At 71.2% G+C, this 19,340-nt stretch carries 19 protein-coding genes; 8 read left to right on the plus strand and 11 right to left on the minus strand.

Annotated features, from left to right (window positions below; all coding sequences use genetic code 11):
• Positions 1–71 precede the first annotated feature (71 nt).
• On the minus strand, positions 72–527 hold the full coding sequence (locus AB0D34_RS21715; RefSeq protein WP_362663731.1) for a hypothetical protein: 456 nt from the start codon (positions 525–527) through the stop codon (positions 72–74).
• Positions 528–706: 179 nt separating this feature from the next.
• On the opposite strand from AB0D34_RS21715, the gene AB0D34_RS21720 reads away from it, so the two are divergent.
• On the plus strand, positions 707–1,678 hold the full coding sequence (locus AB0D34_RS21720; RefSeq protein WP_362663733.1) for a helix-turn-helix domain-containing protein: 972 nt from the start codon (positions 707–709) through the stop codon (positions 1,676–1,678).
• Positions 1,679–1,702: 24 nt separating this feature from the next.
• Here AB0D34_RS21720 and AB0D34_RS21725 read toward each other — a convergent pair whose 3' ends face one another.
• Complete coding sequence (locus AB0D34_RS21725) at positions 1,703–1,945, minus strand: DUF5133 domain-containing protein (RefSeq protein ID WP_362663735.1); 243 nt, start codon at positions 1,943–1,945, stop codon at positions 1,703–1,705.
• Positions 1,946–2,117: 172 nt separating this feature from the next.
• Between AB0D34_RS21725 and AB0D34_RS21730 the strand changes: the two genes are divergently transcribed.
• Positions 2,118–2,474, plus strand: coding sequence for a hypothetical protein (locus tag AB0D34_RS21730; protein WP_362663737.1), 357 nt, complete (start codon positions 2,118–2,120; stop codon positions 2,472–2,474).
• 488 nt (positions 2,475–2,962) lie between these two features.
• Here AB0D34_RS21730 and AB0D34_RS21735 read toward each other — a convergent pair whose 3' ends face one another.
• The 3 genes from AB0D34_RS21735 to AB0D34_RS21745 form a co-directional block, all read right to left on the minus strand.
• Positions 2,963–4,729, minus strand: a complete 1,767-nt coding sequence (locus tag AB0D34_RS21735) for an ABC transporter ATP-binding protein (RefSeq protein WP_362663739.1) — start codon at positions 4,727–4,729, stop codon at positions 2,963–2,965.
• A gap of 91 nt (positions 4,730–4,820) precedes the next feature.
• Positions 4,821–5,363: a hypothetical protein gene (locus AB0D34_RS21740; protein WP_362663741.1), complete on the minus strand. Its 543-nt coding sequence runs from the start codon at positions 5,361–5,363 to the stop codon at positions 4,821–4,823.
• Between the two features lie 28 nt (positions 5,364–5,391).
• Positions 5,392–5,859 (minus strand): ATP-binding protein, encoded by a 468-nt coding sequence (locus AB0D34_RS21745; protein WP_362663743.1) that lies wholly within the window; start codon positions 5,857–5,859, stop codon positions 5,392–5,394.
• Positions 5,860–6,153: 294 nt separating this feature from the next.
• Here AB0D34_RS21745 and AB0D34_RS21750 point away from each other — a divergent pair, with 294 nt between their 5' ends.
• Positions 6,154–6,384 (plus strand): DUF397 domain-containing protein, encoded by a 231-nt coding sequence (locus tag AB0D34_RS21750; protein WP_362663745.1) that lies wholly within the window; start codon positions 6,154–6,156, stop codon positions 6,382–6,384.
• A 131-nt stretch (positions 6,385–6,515) separates the two neighbouring features.
• Positions 6,516–7,433, plus strand: coding sequence for a helix-turn-helix transcriptional regulator (locus tag AB0D34_RS21755; RefSeq protein ID WP_362663746.1), 918 nt, complete (start codon positions 6,516–6,518; stop codon positions 7,431–7,433).
• Between the two features lie 9 nt (positions 7,434–7,442).
• On the opposite strand, the gene AB0D34_RS21760 is transcribed toward AB0D34_RS21755, so the two are convergent.
• From AB0D34_RS21760 to AB0D34_RS21770, 3 genes are all read right to left on the minus strand, one after another.
• On the minus strand, positions 7,443–8,174 hold the full coding sequence (locus AB0D34_RS21760; protein ID WP_362663748.1) for a class I SAM-dependent methyltransferase: 732 nt from the start codon (positions 8,172–8,174) through the stop codon (positions 7,443–7,445).
• Between the two features lie 294 nt (positions 8,175–8,468).
• Complete coding sequence (locus AB0D34_RS21765) at positions 8,469–9,287, minus strand: SAM-dependent methyltransferase (RefSeq protein ID WP_362663750.1); 819 nt, start codon at positions 9,285–9,287, stop codon at positions 8,469–8,471.
• Between the two features lie 159 nt (positions 9,288–9,446).
• Positions 9,447–10,304 (minus strand): aldo/keto reductase, encoded by an 858-nt coding sequence (locus AB0D34_RS21770; RefSeq protein WP_362663752.1) that lies wholly within the window; start codon positions 10,302–10,304, stop codon positions 9,447–9,449.
• A 263-nt stretch (positions 10,305–10,567) separates the two neighbouring features.
• Here AB0D34_RS21770 and AB0D34_RS21775 point away from each other — a divergent pair, with 263 nt between their 5' ends.
• On the plus strand, positions 10,568–11,458 hold the full coding sequence (locus AB0D34_RS21775; RefSeq protein ID WP_362663754.1) for a Gfo/Idh/MocA family oxidoreductase: 891 nt from the start codon (positions 10,568–10,570) through the stop codon (positions 11,456–11,458).
• Positions 11,459–11,615: 157 nt separating this feature from the next.
• Here AB0D34_RS21775 and AB0D34_RS21780 read toward each other — a convergent pair whose 3' ends face one another.
• The gene (locus AB0D34_RS21780; RefSeq protein ID WP_362663756.1) at positions 11,616–12,512 is read right to left on the minus strand and encodes a GNAT family N-acetyltransferase; all 897 of its coding nucleotides are present in this window, start codon (positions 12,510–12,512) and stop codon (positions 11,616–11,618) included.
• Between the two features lie 354 nt (positions 12,513–12,866).
• On the opposite strand from AB0D34_RS21780, the gene AB0D34_RS21785 reads away from it, so the two are divergent.
• The gene (locus tag AB0D34_RS21785; protein ID WP_362663758.1) at positions 12,867–14,057 is read left to right on the plus strand and encodes a glycoside hydrolase family 64 protein; all 1,191 of its coding nucleotides are present in this window, start codon (positions 12,867–12,869) and stop codon (positions 14,055–14,057) included.
• A gap of 43 nt (positions 14,058–14,100) precedes the next feature.
• The gene (locus AB0D34_RS21790; RefSeq protein ID WP_362663760.1) at positions 14,101–15,183 is read left to right on the plus strand and encodes a PP2C family protein-serine/threonine phosphatase; all 1,083 of its coding nucleotides are present in this window, start codon (positions 14,101–14,103) and stop codon (positions 15,181–15,183) included.
• Here AB0D34_RS21790 and AB0D34_RS21795 read toward each other — a convergent pair.
• Complete coding sequence (locus AB0D34_RS21795) at positions 15,146–17,392, minus strand: MMPL family transporter (protein WP_362663761.1); 2,247 nt, start codon at positions 17,390–17,392, stop codon at positions 15,146–15,148. The two genes, AB0D34_RS21790 and AB0D34_RS21795, sit on opposite strands and share 38 nt — an antisense overlap.
• Before the next feature lie 194 nt (positions 17,393–17,586).
• On the opposite strand from AB0D34_RS21795, the gene AB0D34_RS21800 reads away from it, so the two are divergent.
• Positions 17,587–17,793 carry a hypothetical protein gene (locus tag AB0D34_RS21800; protein ID WP_362663763.1) on the plus strand — a complete coding sequence of 69 codons (207 nt, stop codon included), beginning with the start codon at positions 17,587–17,589 and terminating at the stop codon, positions 17,791–17,793.
• A gap of 307 nt (positions 17,794–18,100) precedes the next feature.
• Here the strand turns inward: AB0D34_RS21800 and AB0D34_RS21805 are convergent, their stop codons facing one another.
• Positions 18,101–19,240, minus strand: a complete 1,140-nt coding sequence (locus AB0D34_RS21805; protein WP_362663765.1) for a sulfite oxidase — start codon at positions 19,238–19,240, stop codon at positions 18,101–18,103.
• Between the last annotated feature and the right edge of the window lie 100 nt (positions 19,241–19,340).

The raw sequence follows: 19,340 nt of genomic DNA on the forward strand, positions 1-19,340 counted from the left end.
GTTGACGAGTCTAGGCGCCCCCACGCACCGACGTGCGAATTCCGGCGTCGGGCTTGACGGGCCCCGAGCCGTCATGCCCCGGTGGTGGACCCCGGGCGGACGATCATCAGGACGGTCACGGTGGCCCACAGAAGGTTGAAGACGCCGGTGAACATGGCCAGTTGGACAGTGCTCCGGCGTTCGACGCTCCCCTGCCCGGTCAGCTCCTCAAGAAGTTCGCCCTGCCGGGGCAGGACGAAAGCGGCGAGGACTCCGGCGGCCGCGGCGGTCAGGGCCATGGACGTGGTCAGCCATGCGTCGCCCAGGACACCCATGGCGGCACCGGTGGCGAGGCCGAGGACGGGCACCGCGATGCCGATGCCCGCGTAGACGCGGCAGATGCGGTACAGCAGCCGCACCGTGCCGACCCCGGCCTCGTCCTCGTGGGCCCGGCGGGCCGCCGGCGGGAACATGCTGGCCGCTACGGTGACCGGCCCCACGGCGACGATGGCGGCGAGGACGTGCAGGGTCAGCAGGAACTTGGTCATGGGGTGGGGTGTCCTTCTCCGGTGCGGTCGGCGGTGCGCCCACCCTAGAAAGGCTCCCGATGATCACACAGGGGCTGAAACGACAGGTTCCAACGGATTCCCGCCAACACGACAGGCACTGCTTCTCTCCGTGTGCCCTGGCTTTCGGCTCTGGCGGGAATCCACCTATCGTGGCGTTCATGCACTCCGTGGCGATCCTCGTTCTCGACGATGTGGTGCCGTTCGACATGGCGGCGCCCATGCAGGCGTTCGACTGGACACGGCTGCCCGACGGCCGCCCCGCGTACCGGGTCCGGGTGTGCGCCGAGTCGCCCGAGGTGCGCGCGGACGGCGGCTTCGGCCTGCGGATCGATCAGGGCCTGGAGATTCTCGCCGAGGCGGACACGATCATCGTGCCGGGCTGCTCACCCGCCGCAGGACCGCCTTCCCCGCGCGTCCTGGCCGCACTGCGGGAAGCGGCGGCGGCCGGTACCCGGATCGCGTCCGTGTGCGTGGGCGCGTTCGTCCTCGCGGAGGCCGGCCTGCTGGACGGGCTGCGCGCCACCACCCACTGGGTGGCCGCGGACGAACTCGCCCGGAATTTCCCGGCCGTCGAGGTCCAGCCGGACGTGCTGTACGTCGACAACGGCCAGATCCTGACCTCCGCCGGGGCTGCGGCGGCCCTCGACATGTGTCTGCACATGATCCGCCGGGACCTGGGGTCGGCGGTCGCCGCGCACGCCGCCCGGATGTCGGTGATGCCCCTGGAACGGGAGGGCGGGCAGGCCCAGTTCATCGTGTACGACCACCCGCCGGTGCCCCGGGGTTCGACGCTGGAACCGCTCCTGGAGTGGATCGGGGACAACCTGGCCCACGAGATCACCCTCGGGGAGATGGCGGCCCGGTCGGGCATGAGCGAGCGCACCTTCAGCCGCCGTTTCCGCGAGCAGACGGGCAGCACTCCGCTGCAGTGGCTGCTGCGGGCCCGGGTGCGGCGCGCACAGTACCTGCTGGAGAACACCGGTCATCCGGTCGAACGGGTCGCGCGGCAGGCGGGGTTCGGCTCCCCCACGGCGTTCCGGGAGCGCTTCCGCAAGGTGGTCGGCACCACCCCGCAGTCGTATCGCGCGGCCTTCCACGCGAAGGACGCCGCCCCGGCGGTGCGATCCTGACCGTCCGCCGGGGCCGGCATCGCGTCAGCCGGCCAGTGGCAGGCCGCTCTCGCCTTCCGGTTCCGTACGCCCGGCGGCCGGCAGCAGGGCGTCCGCCCTGGCGACCGCTTCACCGACGTCGGTGGTCCCCATCATCACGCACAGTGTGTAGCTGACGTCGTCCAGCTCACGAGCCGTCGCAGGCCTATCCCTCTCCGCCTGGGCGATCCTCAGCGATGCGTAGCGGGTCAGCAGCCGTCTGACCACCTTCGGGTCCGGAACGAGCACGTAGCGCCCCTCTCTCGATTTTCGCTGCCTATGCCCCGTCCCCCCGGGACCAATCCCATCGGGTGCCCGAGGACACGCGATTGGCGCAATAGCGTGCGACCGGACCCGCTTCCCCAAGGGCCGCAAACCGTTGAACAAGGGGCATCCCTCGCACCATGAACGGTATACGCCCATGAACCGCTCCGCAGGTTTCCTCAGCGCCCTCTACCTCGCCACGAGCACCGGACTCGCCTGGACCGCGGTGATCGCGCTGCGCCAAGGCCCCCCGTGGGCCGCGTGCCTGTTCGCCGCCGCTGCCCTGGTCCCGGTCATCGCCGTCGTACGCGAGAGCGTGCTCGGCGACCAGCGCCGCGCGCTGGCCGAAATCCGCAGGCCGGCGGTCTGTCCCGGCGGGTCCGGTGCGGGGGCCGCCGACGACATCGTCCGCGCCGAACTCGACACCGCGTGCTGCGAGCGCTGGTGGACGAGCTGCGGCACCGACCACGACTCGACATGCCCCCGCCGGGTACCGAGGAGCAGCGCGGCGTGACGCCTCCGGCGGTGGCGGGCCATCGGGCTTCGTGACGTCCCAGGCAGGCGGTGACCGGCCCAGAACCGGACCACCCACGGCCCTCGGGCCCCGCCGGCCGCTGAGGGGCCCTCGCACCTCCGTGGCGGTCACGTCCCGCCCTGTCGGACCCGGCCGCACGCCCAGGAGCAGCACGGCATGACGCCTCGCTCACACGCCGAATGACCTGAGCCACCCACACGCCCTACGGCCCCCACCGGCCACCGAAAGGCCCTCGCACCTCCGGAGCGGTCACGTCCCCGCCCTGGCGAGCCCGCAGGGCCGACCACGCCCCCACGTGCCCCCGCCGAGTGTCTTCGCGATGACCGAAACCAGGCCCGCTCACGCACGCCAAGGGGTGTGTGCCGCCCTGAACGGCGCTCAGTTCACAGCGGCCGGGGCCCCACGGCCGCGCCCACCGTCGAGACCGCGACCAGAGCCGGTACGCACAACTGCACCCGTGGCAGGACTCAGGCGACCTGACCGGCGTGCAGCGCCGTGTAGGCCCCGTCGCGGTGCAGGAGTTCCTCGTGGGTGCCGGTCTCCAGGATCCGGCCCTCCCCCATCACCACGATCCGGTCGGCGCCCCGCACGGTCGACAACCGGTGCGCCACCACGAAGGTCGTACGTCCGTGCAGCAGCCGGGCGAGCGCCTGCTGGACGAGTGCCTCGGAACGGGTGTCCAGGGCCGAGGTCGCCTCGTCGAGGACCAGGACCCGCGGATCACGGATCAGGGCCCGGGCGATGGCCAGACGCTGGCGCTGCCCGCCCGACAACCGGGCGCCACGCTCGCCGACCAGGGTGTCGAGGCCCTGCGGCAACCGGTCGACGAACTCCAGCGCGTTGGCGTCGCGCAGGGCGGCCCGTACCGTCTCCTCGTCGGCGTCGTCCATGCCGTAGGCGACGTTCTCCCGTATCGTGCCGTCGAACAGGATGGACTCCTGCGGTACGACCGAGACGAAGCGCCGGTAGGTGCGCAGGTCCAGGCTGTTCATGTCGGTTCCGTCGAGCAGCAGCCGCCCCGAGGTGGGCCGGATGAAGCCGATGAGCAGGTTGAGGACGGTGGACTTGCCCGCGCCGGACGCGCCGACCAGGGCGATGGTCTCGCCCGGTGTCACGGACAGGGTGAAGTCGCGCACGGCGGCCGCGCCGCTGTCGTACACATGCCCCACGCCCTGGAACTCGACGGCGCCCCGCACCGAGTCGACCTCCGTCTTGCCCTCGTTGTCCTCCAGTTCGGGCACCTGGAGCACCTCGCCGACCGAGCGGACGGACTCCAGGCCCTTGGTGATGACGGGGGCGAGCCCTGCCAACGTTGTCGTGGAGTTGGTGAGCGTGGTCAGGAAAGCGCTGAGCATCACCACGTCACCGGGGGTCACGCCCCAGACGCCGTAGTACGACACCAGCGCGGCGGCGGTCAGGACCAGCACGCCGACCACGTTCAGGACGACCCAGGCCAGCGAGCCGAAGCGCCCGTTGACCAGGTCGAGGCGCATCCCCGAGGTCAGCAGCCGGCGCAGGGTGCCGTCCATGCGGCGCAGCGCCTTGCCCTCCAGGCCGTGGGCGCGGGTGACCGGGATGAGGCGGGTCATCTCGGTGACACGGGAGGAGAGGGTCTCGACCTCGTGCCGGAAGTGCTCGTTGTGGGTGCGCAGCCGGGCCCGGAGGCGGGCCACGACGAGTGCGGCGGCGGGCACGACGACGAGGAAGACGGGCACGAACTCAGGTGTCCGTACGGCGATGATGACCAGTCCGCCGATCAGCACGGTGGTCGCGCCGAGCCCGGTCTCCGCGGTCTGCTGCACCATCTGCTCGACGGTCTCGACGTCCCGTACCACCTTGGCCTGCAGCACTCCGGCGCTGACCCGTGAGTGGTAGCCGATGGACAGCTGCTGCATGCGGGTGCACAGGGCGGAGCGCAGGGCCGTCCCCATGCGGCGGACGCTGCCGTACAGGAGACGGACGTAGAGGAGGTGCAGGGGGTAGTTGACCAGCAGGATGAACAGGATGACGCCGGTGCTCGTCCAGAGCCGGGAGATCGGCTGGTGCTGGACGACGGTGTCGATGATCGTCGCGGTGATCAGGGGCAGCAGCCAGATCGGGCTGTGCTTGACGGTGAACACCACGACGGCGGCGGCCAGTCGGCGGCGGTCTGCGCGCAGCAGGTAGGCGAGTGTGCGTACGGGGTGTTCGCCCCGGTAGCGATGGTCGAGCGGTTGCGCCGGCGACGATGCCATCGTCGGTGGTCCTCCCCGGTTGCCGATGTGAGGGGCAAGCGCTTTCTCCCCCTCGTCGACAAGGAGTACACCAGGTACTCGGCGAGGCCTTCTACTCGTTTAGGGTGCGGGCGAGTTCCGAGGTGGCGTGGGCTATCGCGGTGTCGTCGTCGGCCATCAGCCGCCCGATGGCCCCGCTCTTGGCACGCACCGCCTGGCGGGCCTGACGCTCCCACACCACCGGGTTCTCACGGTGGTTGAGCAGCTTGGGATAGACGGCCGCCGTGCTCTCCCACTGACGGGCCCCGGCGATGCTCCTGAGCAGCTGGATGATCTCCGCCCGGCAGGTCACCTGGGGCAGTTGGGCGAGTTCCCAGAGGAAGGGGACCGTGGCGGCGGTGGCCTGCTCGACGACGAAGCCGTACTGGCAGATGCGCTTGCGCAGGTCGCCGAGTGCGGCGCTGGCGGTGTCGGGGTCGCCCCAGGCCACGCTGTTGAGAAGCAGGGGGATGGCCGCCGCACAGCCGGTGGAGTCCTGGATCTCGCTCCAGGGGACCCCGTTCAGCGCCACGAGGGGCGCGGTTCGCGCCACTCCGGTGGCGGGAGCGGGGTGGCTGGTGCGCTCGTTGCTCGGCTGGTCCGGAGCGGTGCGCATGGCGTCAGACCTTTCCATGGCAGTCATGTCAGGGAGGGGAGGTGGTCGACAGCTTGGCCCAGACGGTCTTGCCGGCCGGGGGCCGCGAGGTCCAGCCCCACTCCTGAGCCAGGGCGTCGACGATGTACAGGCCACGGCCGTGCTCGCGCAGGGCGGAGACGTCGGCGGGCGTGTACGCGGGAGGCGTGTCACCGGGATCGGAGACGGACACCAGTAGATGGGCGGGGTCCAGCGCCAGCCCCAGCCACACCTCGGCGGCACCACCCGCCGCGGGCGCCAGCACCGCGTGGGCCACGGCATTGGCCGCGAGTTCGGTGATCACGAGGGTCGCGTCGTCGCTGCGATGGTCGAGGGACCAACGGCTGAGGGTCTCGCGGGTGAAGGCGCGGGCGCGGGCGAATCCCTCCGCGCTGCAGCTGATGAGCAGCGCGGCGGAGACGAGGGGACCGAGCGCCGAGGGCTGTTGCCGAGCGCCGACCGGACTCGGACGCCGCACGGGCTCACCGGCCGTGTCCGCACCACCCGCCTCCGGCACAGCCTGGCTCCGCGGCCGGAGCACATGTTTCGCAGGTGATGACACGGCATCTCCCTGATGCGACGTCAAGGCGGGGGCGCAACCACGGGGGTTGACGCTGGAGCTATTATCCACGCTGAAGGCGCCCGCGTGCAATTGCACGAGAAATTGCGCGAACGACGGGTGGGGCCACGGAGGTTGCGGTGGTGTGCTCCGGCCCGTCCGGGCAGCCGGGACAAGCACCCGGCGCAGAACGTGAACAGCAAGGAGACTGCGGTGCCAGCAGTGCAGAACGGAGTACGGGCGAGTTCGCTCGACGCCCGTTGGGTCAAGAGCCGTCACAGCAACGCCGAGGGCAACTGCGTCGAAGTGGCCTCACTGGTCGACGGCGCTGTCGCGCTGCGCAACTCCCGTGATCCCGACGGCCCCGCGCTGGTCTACACGCCGGCCGAGGTCGCGGCGTTCGTCGCCGGCGCGAAGGACGGTGAGTTCGACCACCTCCTGTGAGATTCCCGGAGACCTGAGGCGCGGCTGGCCCCAACTCCCCTGCCCCAACCGGTGTCTACGGAATGATGCGGTACGGCCACGCTGCGTGCGATAGTGTGAGTTGTCTCTGTGCCGGTTTACTGGGAGTCAGGATGTCTGCCGCGTCCCATCGCATCTCCCGCCTGGAACCGTATCTGGACCGGTCCGAACCGGCTCCCACGCTGCTGAAGATGCTGGTCGGCGTCCAGTTGGCGGGTTTCCGCGAGGATGCCGGACTCGCCCAGGACCAGGCGGCGCGGGCGCTCGGGTTCAGCCCGGCGAAGCTGTCCCGCATCGAGTCGGGCAAGGGCCGCAGGCCCCCGACGGAGCACGACGTCCGCGCCCTGCTGAAGCTCTACGGCACCGAGGACTACGAGTCGTCGATGCTGCTCAAGCTGCTTCAGCGGGCCGGGGAACCGGGTTGGTGGCAGCGGTACGACAAGCGGCTGATGCCCGAGTGGTTCGACCGGCTGGTGGGGCTCCAGGAGGCGGCCGCGGCCATCCGTACCTTCGAGATCCAGTACGTCCCCGGTCTGCTGCAGACCGCGGACTACACACGCGCGGTGGTCGAACGCGGCCTGCCGACCGCCGCGGCGAGCGAGGTCGGGCGCCGCGTCGAACTGCGCACCCGGCGCGCGGAGTTGCTGCTGCGCCCGGACGCCCCGCAGCTGTGGGCGGTGATCGACGAGTCGGTGCTGCTGCGGGTGCTGGGCAGCCGGGAGGTCATGCGGGCACAGCTCGCCCATCTCGTCGAGATGGCCCAGCGTCCCAATGTGACGGTGCAGGTGGTGCCGCTGGACGTGACGAACGCCTCCGCGCCGGCCATCCCGATCACCTATCTGCGCTTCGGCGGCCTCGATCTTCCGGACGTCGTCTATCTGGAGCACATCAAGAGCGCCAACTTCCTGGAGGATCGGGACGAGACGGAGGAGTACCGCCTCGCCCTGGACCGGCTGGCGGATGACGCCCTCGAACCCCGGGACTCGTTGCGGCTGTTGCGCGAGACGATGGAGCAGCGCTACGGCGGCTGAGCACTCCGGTCACCCGTCGCGGCCGAACAGGCCCGCCCAGAGGAAGGGTTCACCGAAGCGCGGGGAGTCGGGCGGCTCGTCGTGCATGCGCCGCAGTTCGATCTCGCCGAGGTCGGAGAAGATCCGGCGCAGGGACTGGGCCGTGTAGGCGAGCCCGCCGTCGAGTCCCCCCCGCCGATACAGCTCTGCGTCCGGCAGTTCCGATCCCATGGCACCGTCGGCGAAACAGGTGATGCCGAAGCGGCCGCCGGGTGCGAGGTGGCGGTCGAGGAGTGCCAGGTAGCTGACGCGGCGGTGCGGCGGCAGATGGTGGAAGCAGCCGGAGTCGTAGATCAGGTCGTAGGTGCCCCGGAGTTCGGTGTCCGACAGTACGAAGGCGTCCCCGCAAAGGAAGCGGACGGTCGCGTCCGCCTCCTGCGCCCGCTCCTGGGCCCAGGCGATGGCGCCGGGTGAGAGATCGACGGCGTCGACCTCGAAGCCGTGGGAGGCGAGGTGGACCGCGTTGCGGCCCGGACCGCAACCCAGATCGAGGGCGCGACCCCCGGGGACGAGACCGCGGTCGAGGTACGACACCAGGTTCTCGTCCGGCTTCGCCACGAAGAAGGGAACAGGTTTGGCGCGGTCCGCGTAGAAGCCGTCCCACCAGGAACCGGCGTCCGCGGTCCAGCGGTCGGCCTGGGGAGCGAACAGCCCGTCGAGCAGTTGGAGAACGTCTTCCATCGTGCGCATGGTGCGGTCCATTCGCGCCCCTTCCCGGCTGCCTCGATCGTAGGGCTGACCTGCGCGAAGGACCAGTTCGCCGGGGAAGTTCGGAGGCTTTGCCGGGCGCGTGGCGGGCTTCGCGACAGGACCGTGGGGCACGGTGGCCGGGACCCCGGTCCACGGCGTTCGCGGCAACGCCTGGCGCCGCCGTGGGGCGTTCCTCGGCGTCGCTGCGGTGACTTTTTTGCCGATCTCCGTGCGCGAGGTCCCGCCGACACGCGTACGCCCCCGGCAGGGGACCTGCGCGTCCTGCCGGGGGCGTTCGTCGTCGTGTCAGGAAAGGCGGGCGACGCCGCCGAACTCGATCCACTCGTGGGTCAGTTGGCGGGGGGCCACCTCGGAGTCGGGGCGCCAGGTGGAGACCTCCACCAGGCCCGGGTCGAGGATCTCGAGGCCCGCGAACCACTCGGCGACGTCCTTCTCCTGGCGGACCCGGCCCCAGTGGCCCTGGGTCGCCTGGTCCATGAAGTTGGTGACGAAGTCGCGGACTTCGGGGTCCTCGCTGACCAGCTGGCACATCACCATGAAGCTGCCCGGTGCGAGCTTCTCGCGCACCCGGCGGGCCAGGGCGGCCGGCCCGTCCGTGTCGCTGTCGGGGATGCAGTGCATGACCGAGTTGAAGAGGACGGCGACGGGCTGCGAGAAGTCGATCAGCCGCTGGGTGTCCTCGTGCGCGAAGATCGCCTCGGTCTCCCGCATGTCCGCGTGGATGACGGTGGTGCGCTGGTCCTGCTCCAGCAGCGCGCGGCCGTGGACGAGGACCATCGGGTCGTTGTCGACGTAGACCACGTGCGAGGTGGGGTCGATCGCCTGGGCGACCTGGTGGACGTTGTCCTGGGTGGGCAGGCCTGAGCCGTGGTCGAGGAACTGCCGGATGCCGTGCTCCGCTGTCAGGGTCCTGACCACCCGCTGAAGGAAACGCCGGTTGTTCACAGCGAGCCGACGGGTGCTGGGGACGACCTTGTCGAGCTCCTCGCAGGCGGCCCGGTCGGCAGCGTAGTTGTCCTTGCCGCCCAGATAGTGGTCGTACATGCGCGCGGCCGTGGGTACGGAGGCGTCGATCGACGTGGACAGCTTCTTACCGGTGCTCATCTTTCCCCCAGCTATTGCCGCCAACTGGCCTGGCAGGACGCGGAGTCCATCCTAGAGACACCACGATCGCCGGTGCCAGTCCGCGCGGGGTCGCGGCCACGGAGGAGCGACGTGGCGGACGCTGCGGACGGCACCGGCGAGGGCTGGACCGGGGTGGTGCTACGCGGCGTCGAGCTCCGCGAGTTCGTCCGCGCCGAGCACGAGGTCGGTGGCGGCGAGCGAGTCACGGATCGTCTCCGGCCGGCTCGCGCCCGGGATCGGCACGACCACCGGCGACTTGGCGAGCATCCAGGCCAGGCAGACGCGCTGCGGACTCACGCCGTACTTCTCGGCGATCAGCGCGAACGGGGCGTGCGCCGAGCCCAGTTCACCGGCGCGGGAGATGCCGCCGAGGGGACTCCAGGGCAGGAAGGCGATGCCCAGCTCGTCGCACAGGCGCAGTTCGGGCTCGCTGGAGCGGAAGGCCGGGGAGAACTGGTTCTGCACGGAGACCAGTCGGCCGCCGAGGATGTCGTTGGCGAGCCGGATCTGCTCGGGGTTGGCGTTGGAGACGCCCGCCATGAGGATCTTGCCCTCGTCGAGCAGGTCCCGTACGGCGCCGACGGACTCCTCGTAGGGGATGCGGGGGTCGGGTCGGTGGAACTGGTAGAGCCCGATGGCCTCCACGCCGAGGCGGCTCAGGGACGCCTCGCAGGCCTCCTTCAGATGCCGGGCACTGCCGTCGAGCGTCCAACTGCCGTCGCCCGGGCGGAGATGACCGCCCTTCGTGGCGACGAGGACGTCACCGCCCCGCTCGTGGGAGGCGAGGGCCTTGGCGATCAGGGCCTCGTTGTGACCGACCTCGTCGGCGTCCCGGTGGTAGGCGTCGGCGGTGTCGATCAGGGTCACGCCCGCGTCGAGCGCGGCGTGAACGGTGGCGATGGAGCGTTCCTCGTCCGGCCGTCCCTCGATGGACATGGGCATCGCGCCCAGACCGATCGAGCTGACTTCGACATCACCGATGCGGCGGGTGTGCATGGCCTTGGACCTCTTTCGGCTGTCACGCGGCGGAGCCTGGCTCGTACCAGGGTGGCCGTCTCCCGCGCCGAAGGTCCAATAGAAGAATGAGAACGGATTCAGCGATGGGGCAGCTGAATCGCGGTCCGTGTCGCTCACGGCCGTCCGAGGTGCGGGAGCGGGTTGCGTGGCGACGGTGAGCCTGTGACACCCTCGCCTCGACCGGCCGGCGATCCGGAACCGGTCCTCGTGAGGTTCGGCAGTGAGGCGAGAGAGGCGGCGGTATGCGTATCGGACTGCTCGGCACCGGTCCCTGGGCGAGGATGGCCCACGCCCCCGCGCTCGACGCGCATCCGGAGCTGGACTTCGCCGGGGTGTGGGGCCGGCGTACGGATGCGGCCAAGGAGTTGGCCGACGAACACGGCACGCGTGCGTACGACGACGACGACGCGCTCTTCGCCGACGTGGACGCCGTCGCCGTCGCGCTGCCGCCGTCCGTGCAGGCCGTCCTTGCGGCGCGGGCCGCGCGGGCGGGATGCCATCTGCTGCTGGACAAGCCGCTGGCCACCACGGTCGAGGAGGGGCGGTCGGTCGTCGAGGCCGTACGGGAGACCGGAGTCGCCTCGGTGGTGTTCTTCACCTCGCGTTTCCTGGCCGAGACCGAGGCGTGGATCGCCGAACAGGCGGGGGTGGAGGGTTGGTTCACCGGTCGGGCCGAGTGGCTCGGGTCGGTGTTCACCAGCGAGAGCCCGTTCGCCGACTCGCCGTGGCGGCGCGAGAAGGGTGCCCTGTGGGACGTCGGTCCGCATGCCCTGTCGGTGCTGCTGCCGGTGCTGGGCGAGGTCCGTGAGGTGGCCGCGGCTGCGGACGGTCCCGGGGACACCGTCCACCTGGTCCTCAGGCACACCGGCGGCGCTTCGAGCACTCTGACGCTGAGTCTCACGGCGCCGACGGCGGCGGCGGGAGTCGGCGTCGAGCTGCGGGGCGCGGGCGGAGTCGCGCAGCTCCCGGAGTCGTCCGAGGGCGTGGGCCCCGCCATGCTCCGGGCCGTCGACGCGTTGCTCGACGCTGCCCGCACCGGGCAGGCACACGCGTGCGACGCCGTGTTCGGGCTGCGGGTCACCGAGATCCTCACGCGGGCGGAGGCTCTGCTGGGCGGTGGAGCCACGTCGTAATGCAACGGCTCACGCTGCCGGGACGTCATTGTCGAACGGCTCGTCGCTCCAACTGAACCCGATCAGCCACACACGCAGCCGACCGTGACCCACGCACCGAAGACCGATCTGCCGCCCAGCATCGCACCCGGCACTGACAACCGGGCGGCAGCCCCGGTCAGCCGGTGTGCGTAGGCTCGAAGTTCAGGCGTTCCCGTACGACGGGATAGCCCGCCTTGGCGAAGTTCGCGGCCATCGGGAAGTTGCCCTGGTCCGTCGCGGCGGACACGAACTCGGCGCCCCGCTCGACCAGATGGTGGGTGCACTCGACCAGGAGGTCATAGGAGTAGCCGTGTCCCCGCTGCTCCGGTAGGACGCCGATGAAGCCGACGCAGGGGCCCGACGGGTTGTGCGCCGGAATGTGGATCCCGGCCGCGTCCCCTTCCGGTGTCCAGGCGATCTGCCACCACTCGCGGGGCGAGGGGCACCAGTGGAAGAAGTCGAGTTCCTCCTGGGCGGCCCGGTCGAGTCCGCCCTCCGCGACGGCCTTGAGAGCGTGCGCGTCGAGGGTGACGGAGTGGATGCGGCGCAACAGGTCGAAGAAGACCGCGTCGTCCGGTTCCGGCCGGAACTCCAGGCGCCCGGGCCGCTCGGGCAGCCCGCACTCCGGTGTCCACCGGTACAGGAACCGCTCGACCAGCGGCTCGTACCCGGCCTTTCGCAGGGCGGTGAAGCGGGTCTCGGCGGCGGCGCGCGACGTCGGGTTTTCCCGCCAGCCGGCGGGGAGGTCGATCTCGAGTCCGACCCGCCAGGGCGCGGTGCGCAGGAGTTCGGCGCCGGCTTCCTCCTCCCCTTCGGCCACGTCGAACCAGTTGATGGTCAGGGGCTCGGTGTCGTCGGGGCCGCCCCACCAGGCGCCCCGGGCCACGACCTTGCCGTCGCGCAGGGCGACGCGCTTCCAGTCGGGGCGGTGGCGGGTGCGCCGGTGCGACTCCCGGGCGCCCAGGGGGTCGGGAAGGTCGTCGAAGAGATGGGCGTCGCGCTCGCCGAGCGCGCGGATGACCGGATCGGTCATGGGTGGATTCCTCCGGGATGCGTACTGCGTGGAGCGCTCCCGGTCAGACGAGGCACGCCGGGGCAACGGCAGGGGAGCGCTGAATGGCGGTGAACTGCACGGCGCTCGCCTCCTTCCGTCGTTTCCGGGGCGTGGCGGCTGACGCTACGGGATTCTCCGGGACCGCGTCCATCGGTTTTCCGATGCACGCGCGTGTGCCCACCGCTCGTCCACGCGCGTGTGCCCACCGTTTAAAGGGCCCTTAAGGCCGACTTAAACGCTGTCAGCGCTGTTTGCCGGAGCCTCGCCCGTCCGTAGCATCGGGCCTCGCCCACGACGTGAGAGCGCTCTCAACAGACCCGAGGAGACCCCCACATGACACCTCGTCACCAGCGCGACCCGGGCCGCCGCAAGCTCCTCCTCGCCCTCGGCGGCGCCATGGTGGCCGCGCCCGCCGCAGCCGCACTGGCCCCCCACGCCTTCGCGGACGCCACGCGCACAGCGGCGGCCGGGGCGCTGCCGCTGACCGTCGTCAACAACACCGGTGCCTTCGACAACGCGAACGTCCACGTCTACATCGTGGGCAACGTGGACGGCAGGCAGGTCCGCGTCACCCCCGACGGAACGCTCGCTCCGGTCGCCCTCTCGGACAACGGCGCCGACGGCTACACCGACTACGCGATCGGCCTGTCCGGCAACGGCGAGACCAGCCTCTCCCTCCCCCACCTGTCCGGTCGGATCTATGTCTCGCTGGGCGCGAAGCTGAAGTTCAAGGTCGTCACGGACGGCAACGGCAACCCGGCCCTCCAGTACCCGGCCGGCTGGGTGACCTCGGACCCCAACTACCCGGTACTGCACGACTGCGCCGAGTTCACCCACAACGCGGACGGCATGTTCTGCAACACCACCATGGTCGACATGTTCAGCGTGCCCCTGAGCATCCGGCTGACCGGGGCGAAGGACCAGACGACGGGCACCGTACGCGCCTCCGGCCGGGCCGACGCCTTCGCCGCCCTGCGCCAGGTCGAGGAGTTCGCGCCGCTGGTCGTGGACGACACGCGTGTGATCGCGCCCGGTCACGGTCTGGACGCCGGCCTCTTCCCGGCGGACTACTTCGCGCCGTACATCGACGAGGTGTGGAGCGCCTACACCGGCAAGGACCTGTCCGTCACCACGAACGCGGGCACGTTCACCGGCCGGGTGCGCGGCGGGCAGCTCGTGTTCGACGGGCCCGCGCAGGTCTCCTTCGCCCGCCCGTCGACCCGGGACGTGCTCTTCTGCGACGGCGCCCTCGCCGCGCCCAACGACGGTACGGCGGGGCCGGTCGCCGCGGTGCTCGGAGCCGGGTTCAACCGGTCGACGCTGGTGAGCGCCTCCGCCCAGCCGACCACCGACCCCGCGTCCTTCTACCGGACCGCGCTCACCAACCACTACGCCAAGGCCATGCACGCGGCCACCGAGGACGGCAGGGCGTACGGCTTCGCCTTCGACGACGTGGCGGACTTCGCCTCCTACGTCCAGGACACGGCGCCGACGGGGATCCGGCTGACGCTCACGCCCTTCTAGGCCTCGGCGTGCGGCGCCGGGCGGGTCGTAGCAGCGTAGTGGTGTGAGCGGAGCGCGCGACCGGGACCGGCGGACCTGGCTGCGCGGCGCCCCGCCACCGGGCTGGGTGCGGGTGCTGCCCGCCGCCCTGCTGGCCGGGGTGTGCGTGGCGACCCTCGTGAGCCCCGAACCGCTCGACATCGGGTTCCTGCTCGGCGCCATCCCGCCGCTCGCGGTGCTGTCGTACGGACCGGCGGCGACCGCCGTGCTCGGCGGGTCCGTTCTGGCCGTGCTGAACATTCCCGCCTTCCGGCTGAACGATCCCGGCAGCACGGATGTGCTGACCGTCGGCTTCGTCGCGGCGCTCAGCGTGTTCGTGTCGTTCGTCCGCAGTCGGCGCGACGCCCAGCTGGTGACCGAACGCGCCGTCGCCGAGGCGGCACAGCGGGCCGTCGTCCCACCGCTGCCGGAGCGGGTGGGCCCGCTGCGGTGTGCGGGCCTGTACCGCGCCGCACAGCACGGGACGCTGGTCGGCGGTGACTTCTTCGACGTACGGGAGGGCCCCCACGGGGTGCGGGCGGTGATGGGCGATGTGCAGGGGCACGGGCTGTCGGCCGTCGCGACCGTCACCTCGCTGCTCGGGGCCTTCCGGGAGGCGGTGCTGGACCAGCCGGACCCCGAGTCGGTGGCCGCGCGGCTCGACCGCAGGCTGGTGGTGGACTCGGCGGCCGTACGGCACTCGGAGCTGTTCGCGACGGCGGTGGTGCTGGAGTTCGGCCTGGACGCGGGGTCGGTTCGGATCGTGGCGTGCGGCCAGGCGGGCCCGGTCCTGCTGCGCGACGGGCGGGCCGTGGAGCTCGACGTCCCGGTGGGCACCCCGCTCGGTCTGGGTCTCGCGGACGCGTCGCCGCCGACCGGGGTCACGGTCCCGCTGCACCCCGGTGACCTGCTCTTCCTGGCCTCGGACGGGGTCTGGGAGGCGCGGGACGCCGCCGGGACCTTCTACCCGCTGCTCGAACGGATCACCGAGTTCGCGGACGGTCACCCGCCCCTCGCCGAGCGGGTGTGGGCCGACCTCGTGCACTACGCGCCGGAGCTCCAGGACGACGTCACGATGCTCGTTCTCGCGCCCGGGGAGCCCCACTGACCGCCGCGTCGGCCTCATGCTCCCCCTCGGCGTCGATGTGCGGGAGGACCCGGTCGAGCCACCGGGGCGTCCACCAGGCGTGCCTCCCCAGCAGGGTCATCACGGCCGGGACCATCAGCAGCCGTACGACGGTCGCGTCGATCAGCACGCTCACCGCGAGGCCCAGTCCGAGCATCTTGACCACGATGTTGTCGCTCACGATGAACGCGGCGAACACGCTCACCATGATGAGGGCCGCGCAGGTGATGACCCGCGCGGTGATCTCCAGCGCGTGGGCGACGGACGCCCTGGCGTCCCCGGTGCGCAGCCAGGCCTCGTGGACTCGGGAGAGCAGGAAGATCTCGTAGTCCATGCTCAGTCCGAAGATGATCGCGAACATCATCATCGGCACATAGCTCTCGATGGGCACCTTGCCGGAGACACCGAGCGCGGGACCGCCCCAGCCCCACTGGAAGACGGCGACGACGACGCCGTAGGAGGCGGCGATCGACAGGACGTTGAGGACGGCCGCCTTCACCGCGACGAGCAGCCCGCGGAAGACCGCGAGGATGATCAGGAAGGCCAGCGCGACCACGACCCCGATGATCAGCGGCAGCCGGCTGGAGACGATGTCCCGGAAGTCGACCTGGGCGGCGGTCGTGCCGGTGACGTATCCCTTGGCGTCGGTTCCGGAGACCGCGGTGGGCAGGGTGGTGTCGACCAGGCGGTTGGTGAGGTCCGTGGTGGTGGCGCTCTGCGGGGACTGCTTCGAGTACACGGTGGCGAGCAGGACGTCCCCGTCCTTGGTGGGGGTCAGCTGGGTGACCGCGGCCGCGCCGGACACGCCGTCGAGGGTCTTCTGTGCCTTCGTGTTGAGGTCGGAGCGCTGGGAGGACGGTACGGAGGTCTGGTCGATGACGACGGTGAGGGGGCCGTTGGAGCCGGGGCCGAAGGCGTCGGTCATCAGGTCGTAGGCCCGTCGGTCGGTGAAGGAAGTGGGGTCGGCGCCGTCGCCGATATGGCCGAGCTGGATGGAGAACACCGGGATGGCGAGGACCACGACGGCCGTGACACCTGCGGCCAGATAGCGCCACGGCCGTCGTTCGACCCGCTGGGCGTAGCGGTGCCACGTCCCCTGCGGCACCTCGCCCTCGGCGGCGTCGGTCTCGGCCACCGGGCGGCGCACCCGGTAGCGGTCGATGCGGGTGCCGATCAGGCCCAGCAGGGCCGGGACCAGGGTCAGGGCACCGAGGACGGCGGAGACGACCGTCACGGCGGCGGCGAGCCCGAGTTTCCCGATGAAGGACACCCCGGAGGCGGACAGTCCGGCCAGGGCGATGATCACCGTGCAGCCGGAGACCAGTACGGCCCGTCCGCTGGTGGCGGTGGCCCCGCCGGCCGCGTGCACCGGGTCCTTGCCGTCCATCAGGCTCTGCCGGTGCCGGGTGAGCTGGAAGAGCGCGTAGTCGATGCCGACGCCCAGGCCGATCATCGTGGCCAGGGTCGGCGACACGGTCGCGAAGGTGAACGCCGAGGCGAGCAGACCCAGGCAGGCGAGTCCACCGATCACACTGATCAGGGCGGTCACCAGGGGGATTCCGGCAGCGATCACACTGCCGAAGCCGACGAGCAGCACGACGATCGCGACCGCGAATCCGATCAGCTCGCTCACCCGGTCGTCGGCGGCGGGCCGGGCGAGTTCGCCGAGCGGACCGCCGTACTCGACGTCGGCACCGGCCGCCCGCAGCGGCTGTACGGCGTCGTCGACCCCGTGGAGGTAACCGTCACCGAGCGTCGAGGGCTGCACGTCGAAGCGGACCGTGATGTACGCCGTCTTCCCGTCCGACGACAGCGGCCCGACCTTCGAGGCGGGTGTCGACAACGGGTTCTGGGCCGACAGAACATGGGGCAGCTTCTGCAGATCGGTGACGGTCGTGGACATCTGCGAGGACAGCGAGGAGAGCGACTTGTCACCGTCGTGCAGCACGATCTGGCTGCCGTATCCCCCGGCCGCCGGGTCGTGCTTCTTCAGCACGTCGAGGCCCTGCTGCGACTGGACTCCGGGCAGCGAGAAGTTGTCCGAGTAGTCCCCACCGAAGGACCGGTTCAGGGTCTGCAGGGCGACCAGGGCCACGAGCCAGCCCACCAGGACGATCACGAAGTGCCGGGCGCACCATTCCCCCAGTCCGCGCAGGCCGCCCTTCTTCGTGCTGTTTCGGGTGGTGGTCATGTCGTCGTCTCTCTGTCGGGCCCCCGAGAGATCGATATCCCCATTACACGCCCGTCCGGTCATGGGGGCATCCGGAACCTCCGGCGTTCGGGACCGCTTCCGGATGCAGGGTCGGCCCGGGCGTTGAATGGTGATATCGGACCCGTTGACAGCACCGGGACCGCACAGCGATCCGGATCCGAGGAGCAGAGATCATGCCGACGTCACAGCCCCACGCGTCCGGGCCGTCCGAGGACCGCGCCACCCCGGACGACCTGCTCCACACCCGCACCGGCACCGAGGTGTCGCCGGAGGACCTCGTCCTTGCCTCGGGCAAGGACATCACCCCACGCAGTCTCGAATGGGCCCGGCGCAAGCTGGAGGCGGAGGGCCCGGCAGCACTCGACAAGCTGCTGCCCTAGCCACGACCGGCGGTCTCGGCTCTACGGCGACCAAGGCGTCGTGGAGCCGAACGCACCCGCGCCTCAGGCTCCGGCCTCCGGGCCCCGAAGACCCCGGCCGCACTCGACAGACCCCCGCCCCAGCCACCACCGGCACCGTCGGCCCTACAGCGACAAGGCATCACGGAGCCGAACGCACCCGCACCCCAGACCCCGGCCTCCGGGCCCCGAAGACCCCGGCCGCACTCGACAGACCCCCGCCCCAGCCACCACCGGCACCGTCGGCCCTACGACGACCAACGCGTCGTAGAACCGACGTGGCCGCGTCTCAAACCCCCGGCTCCCCGGACTCCTCGTCCAGGCACAGCACCTCGACCCGCTGCACGAGGTTGATCACGAAACCGCCCCGGTTCCAGGGCTGTTCCAGGGGCTGGGTGTGGCCCTCGGCGTCGGTGGCGCGTGCGCTGAGCACGTACTCCCCCGGCTCCGCGGTCCAGGGCAGACTCCAGCGCCGCCACGCCCACCGGTGACCGGTGTCCGGTTCGAGTTCGGCCGTGTGCCAGGTGTGCCCCGCGTCGGTGCTCACCTCGGCGCGGGTCACCGGTGCCCGTCCGGACCAGGCGCGTCCCTCCAGCGTCACCGTGCCGGGCCGTACCACGCGGGTGCGGGACATGAAGTCCGGGAATCCGGGCGGGACCAGCAGGGCGCGCGGTGCGATACGGGTGACCGGCTCGCCCTCGTCCTCGGGGTGCTGCCTGAGCCGGTAGGCGACGCTCTGCTGGAACCCGGTGAACGGCGTGTCGGTGACGGTGATGTCGCGCAGCCACTTCACATGGGCCATGCCGTACCAGCCGGGCACGACGAGCCGGACCGGGTGGCCGTGCTGCGGGGGCAGCGGCGCGCCGTTCATCTCGTACGCCACGAGCACCTCGGGCTCGGTCCCGGTCGCCACGTCGAGGGGCAGGGCCCGCTGGTAGTCCTGTTCGACCCCGCGTTCCACCCCGTGGTCGGCGCCGGTGCACACCACGTCGACGGCGTCGGCCTCGACGCCCGCCTCCGCGAGCAGCAGCCGCAGCGGAACACCCGTCCACTCCGCCGTGCCGACGGCCTCGACCAGCCAGGGCTGGCTGACCGGGCGGGGCATGAGGAGAGCCCGGCCGTTGCCCGCGCACTCCAGGGTGACCCGGGTGGTGACCCGCGGGAGAGCCCGCAGGTCGGCCGGGGTCAGGGTGAGAGGGCGCCGGACCCGGCCGCCGACGGTGAGGTGCCAGGGGATGTCGTCCGGGACGTACGGGATGTCGTAGTGCGTGAGGACGTAGTGCAGGCCGGGCGGGGTGAGGTCGTGGCGCATCGCTTCGAGCGGCAGACCGTGGTTGCGGGTGGCGAGCGCCAGTTCGTCCCGGCCGATGCCCTCGTCGGGGGCGGCGAGGCGGGACGGGGTGCTCGCGTCGGCGAGTCGGTGGCCCATGGCCGTATTGTCCCGCGGTCCGCCGGAGCTGTCGCGGGCTGCGGAACATCGTCGGCGGTCTCCGGGCAACTTCCGCGTAGCCTGGGCCGATTCGGGTTCG

Origin of the sequence: Streptomyces sp. NPDC048420, from assembly GCF_040651535.1 — a bacterium.
GTDB lineage: Bacteria > Actinomycetota > Actinomycetes > Streptomycetales > Streptomycetaceae > Streptomyces.

What these genes read in the sequence shown, in the direction of transcription:
- AB0D34_RS21805 (WP_362663765.1), bottom strand. Translation starts at nt 19,240, where the DNA reads ATGGGCCACCGACTCGCCGACGCGAGCACCCCGTCCCGCCTCGCCGCC.
- AB0D34_RS21730 (WP_362663737.1), top strand. Translation starts at nt 2,118, where the DNA reads ATGAACCGCTCCGCAGGTTTCCTCAGCGCCCTCTACCTCGCCACGAGC.
- AB0D34_RS21800 (WP_362663763.1), top strand. Translation starts at nt 17,587, where the DNA reads ATGCCGACGTCACAGCCCCACGCGTCCGGGCCGTCCGAGGACCGCGCC.
- AB0D34_RS21740 (WP_362663741.1), bottom strand. Translation starts at nt 5,363, where the DNA reads ATGCGCACCGCTCCGGACCAGCCGAGCAACGAGCGCACCAGCCACCCC.
- AB0D34_RS21775 (WP_362663754.1), top strand. Translation starts at nt 10,568, where the DNA reads ATGCGTATCGGACTGCTCGGCACCGGTCCCTGGGCGAGGATGGCCCAC.
- AB0D34_RS21785 (WP_362663758.1), top strand. Translation starts at nt 12,867, where the DNA reads ATGACACCTCGTCACCAGCGCGACCCGGGCCGCCGCAAGCTCCTCCTC.
- AB0D34_RS21780 (WP_362663756.1), bottom strand. Translation starts at nt 12,512, where the DNA reads ATGACCGATCCGGTCATCCGCGCGCTCGGCGAGCGCGACGCCCATCTC.
- AB0D34_RS21715 (WP_362663731.1), bottom strand. Translation starts at nt 527, where the DNA reads ATGACCAAGTTCCTGCTGACCCTGCACGTCCTCGCCGCCATCGTCGCC.
- AB0D34_RS21765 (WP_362663750.1), bottom strand. Translation starts at nt 9,287, where the DNA reads ATGAGCACCGGTAAGAAGCTGTCCACGTCGATCGACGCCTCCGTACCC.
- AB0D34_RS21795 (WP_362663761.1), bottom strand. Translation starts at nt 17,392, where the DNA reads ATGACCACCACCCGAAACAGCACGAAGAAGGGCGGCCTGCGCGGACTG.
- AB0D34_RS21760 (WP_362663748.1), bottom strand. Translation starts at nt 8,174, where the DNA reads ATGGACCGCACCATGCGCACGATGGAAGACGTTCTCCAACTGCTCGAC.
- AB0D34_RS21770 (WP_362663752.1), bottom strand. Translation starts at nt 10,304, where the DNA reads ATGCACACCCGCCGCATCGGTGATGTCGAAGTCAGCTCGATCGGTCTG.
- AB0D34_RS21735 (WP_362663739.1), bottom strand. Translation starts at nt 4,729, where the DNA reads ATGGCATCGTCGCCGGCGCAACCGCTCGACCATCGCTACCGGGGCGAA.
- AB0D34_RS21755 (WP_362663746.1), top strand. Translation starts at nt 6,516, where the DNA reads ATGTCTGCCGCGTCCCATCGCATCTCCCGCCTGGAACCGTATCTGGAC.
- AB0D34_RS21720 (WP_362663733.1), top strand. Translation starts at nt 707, where the DNA reads ATGCACTCCGTGGCGATCCTCGTTCTCGACGATGTGGTGCCGTTCGAC.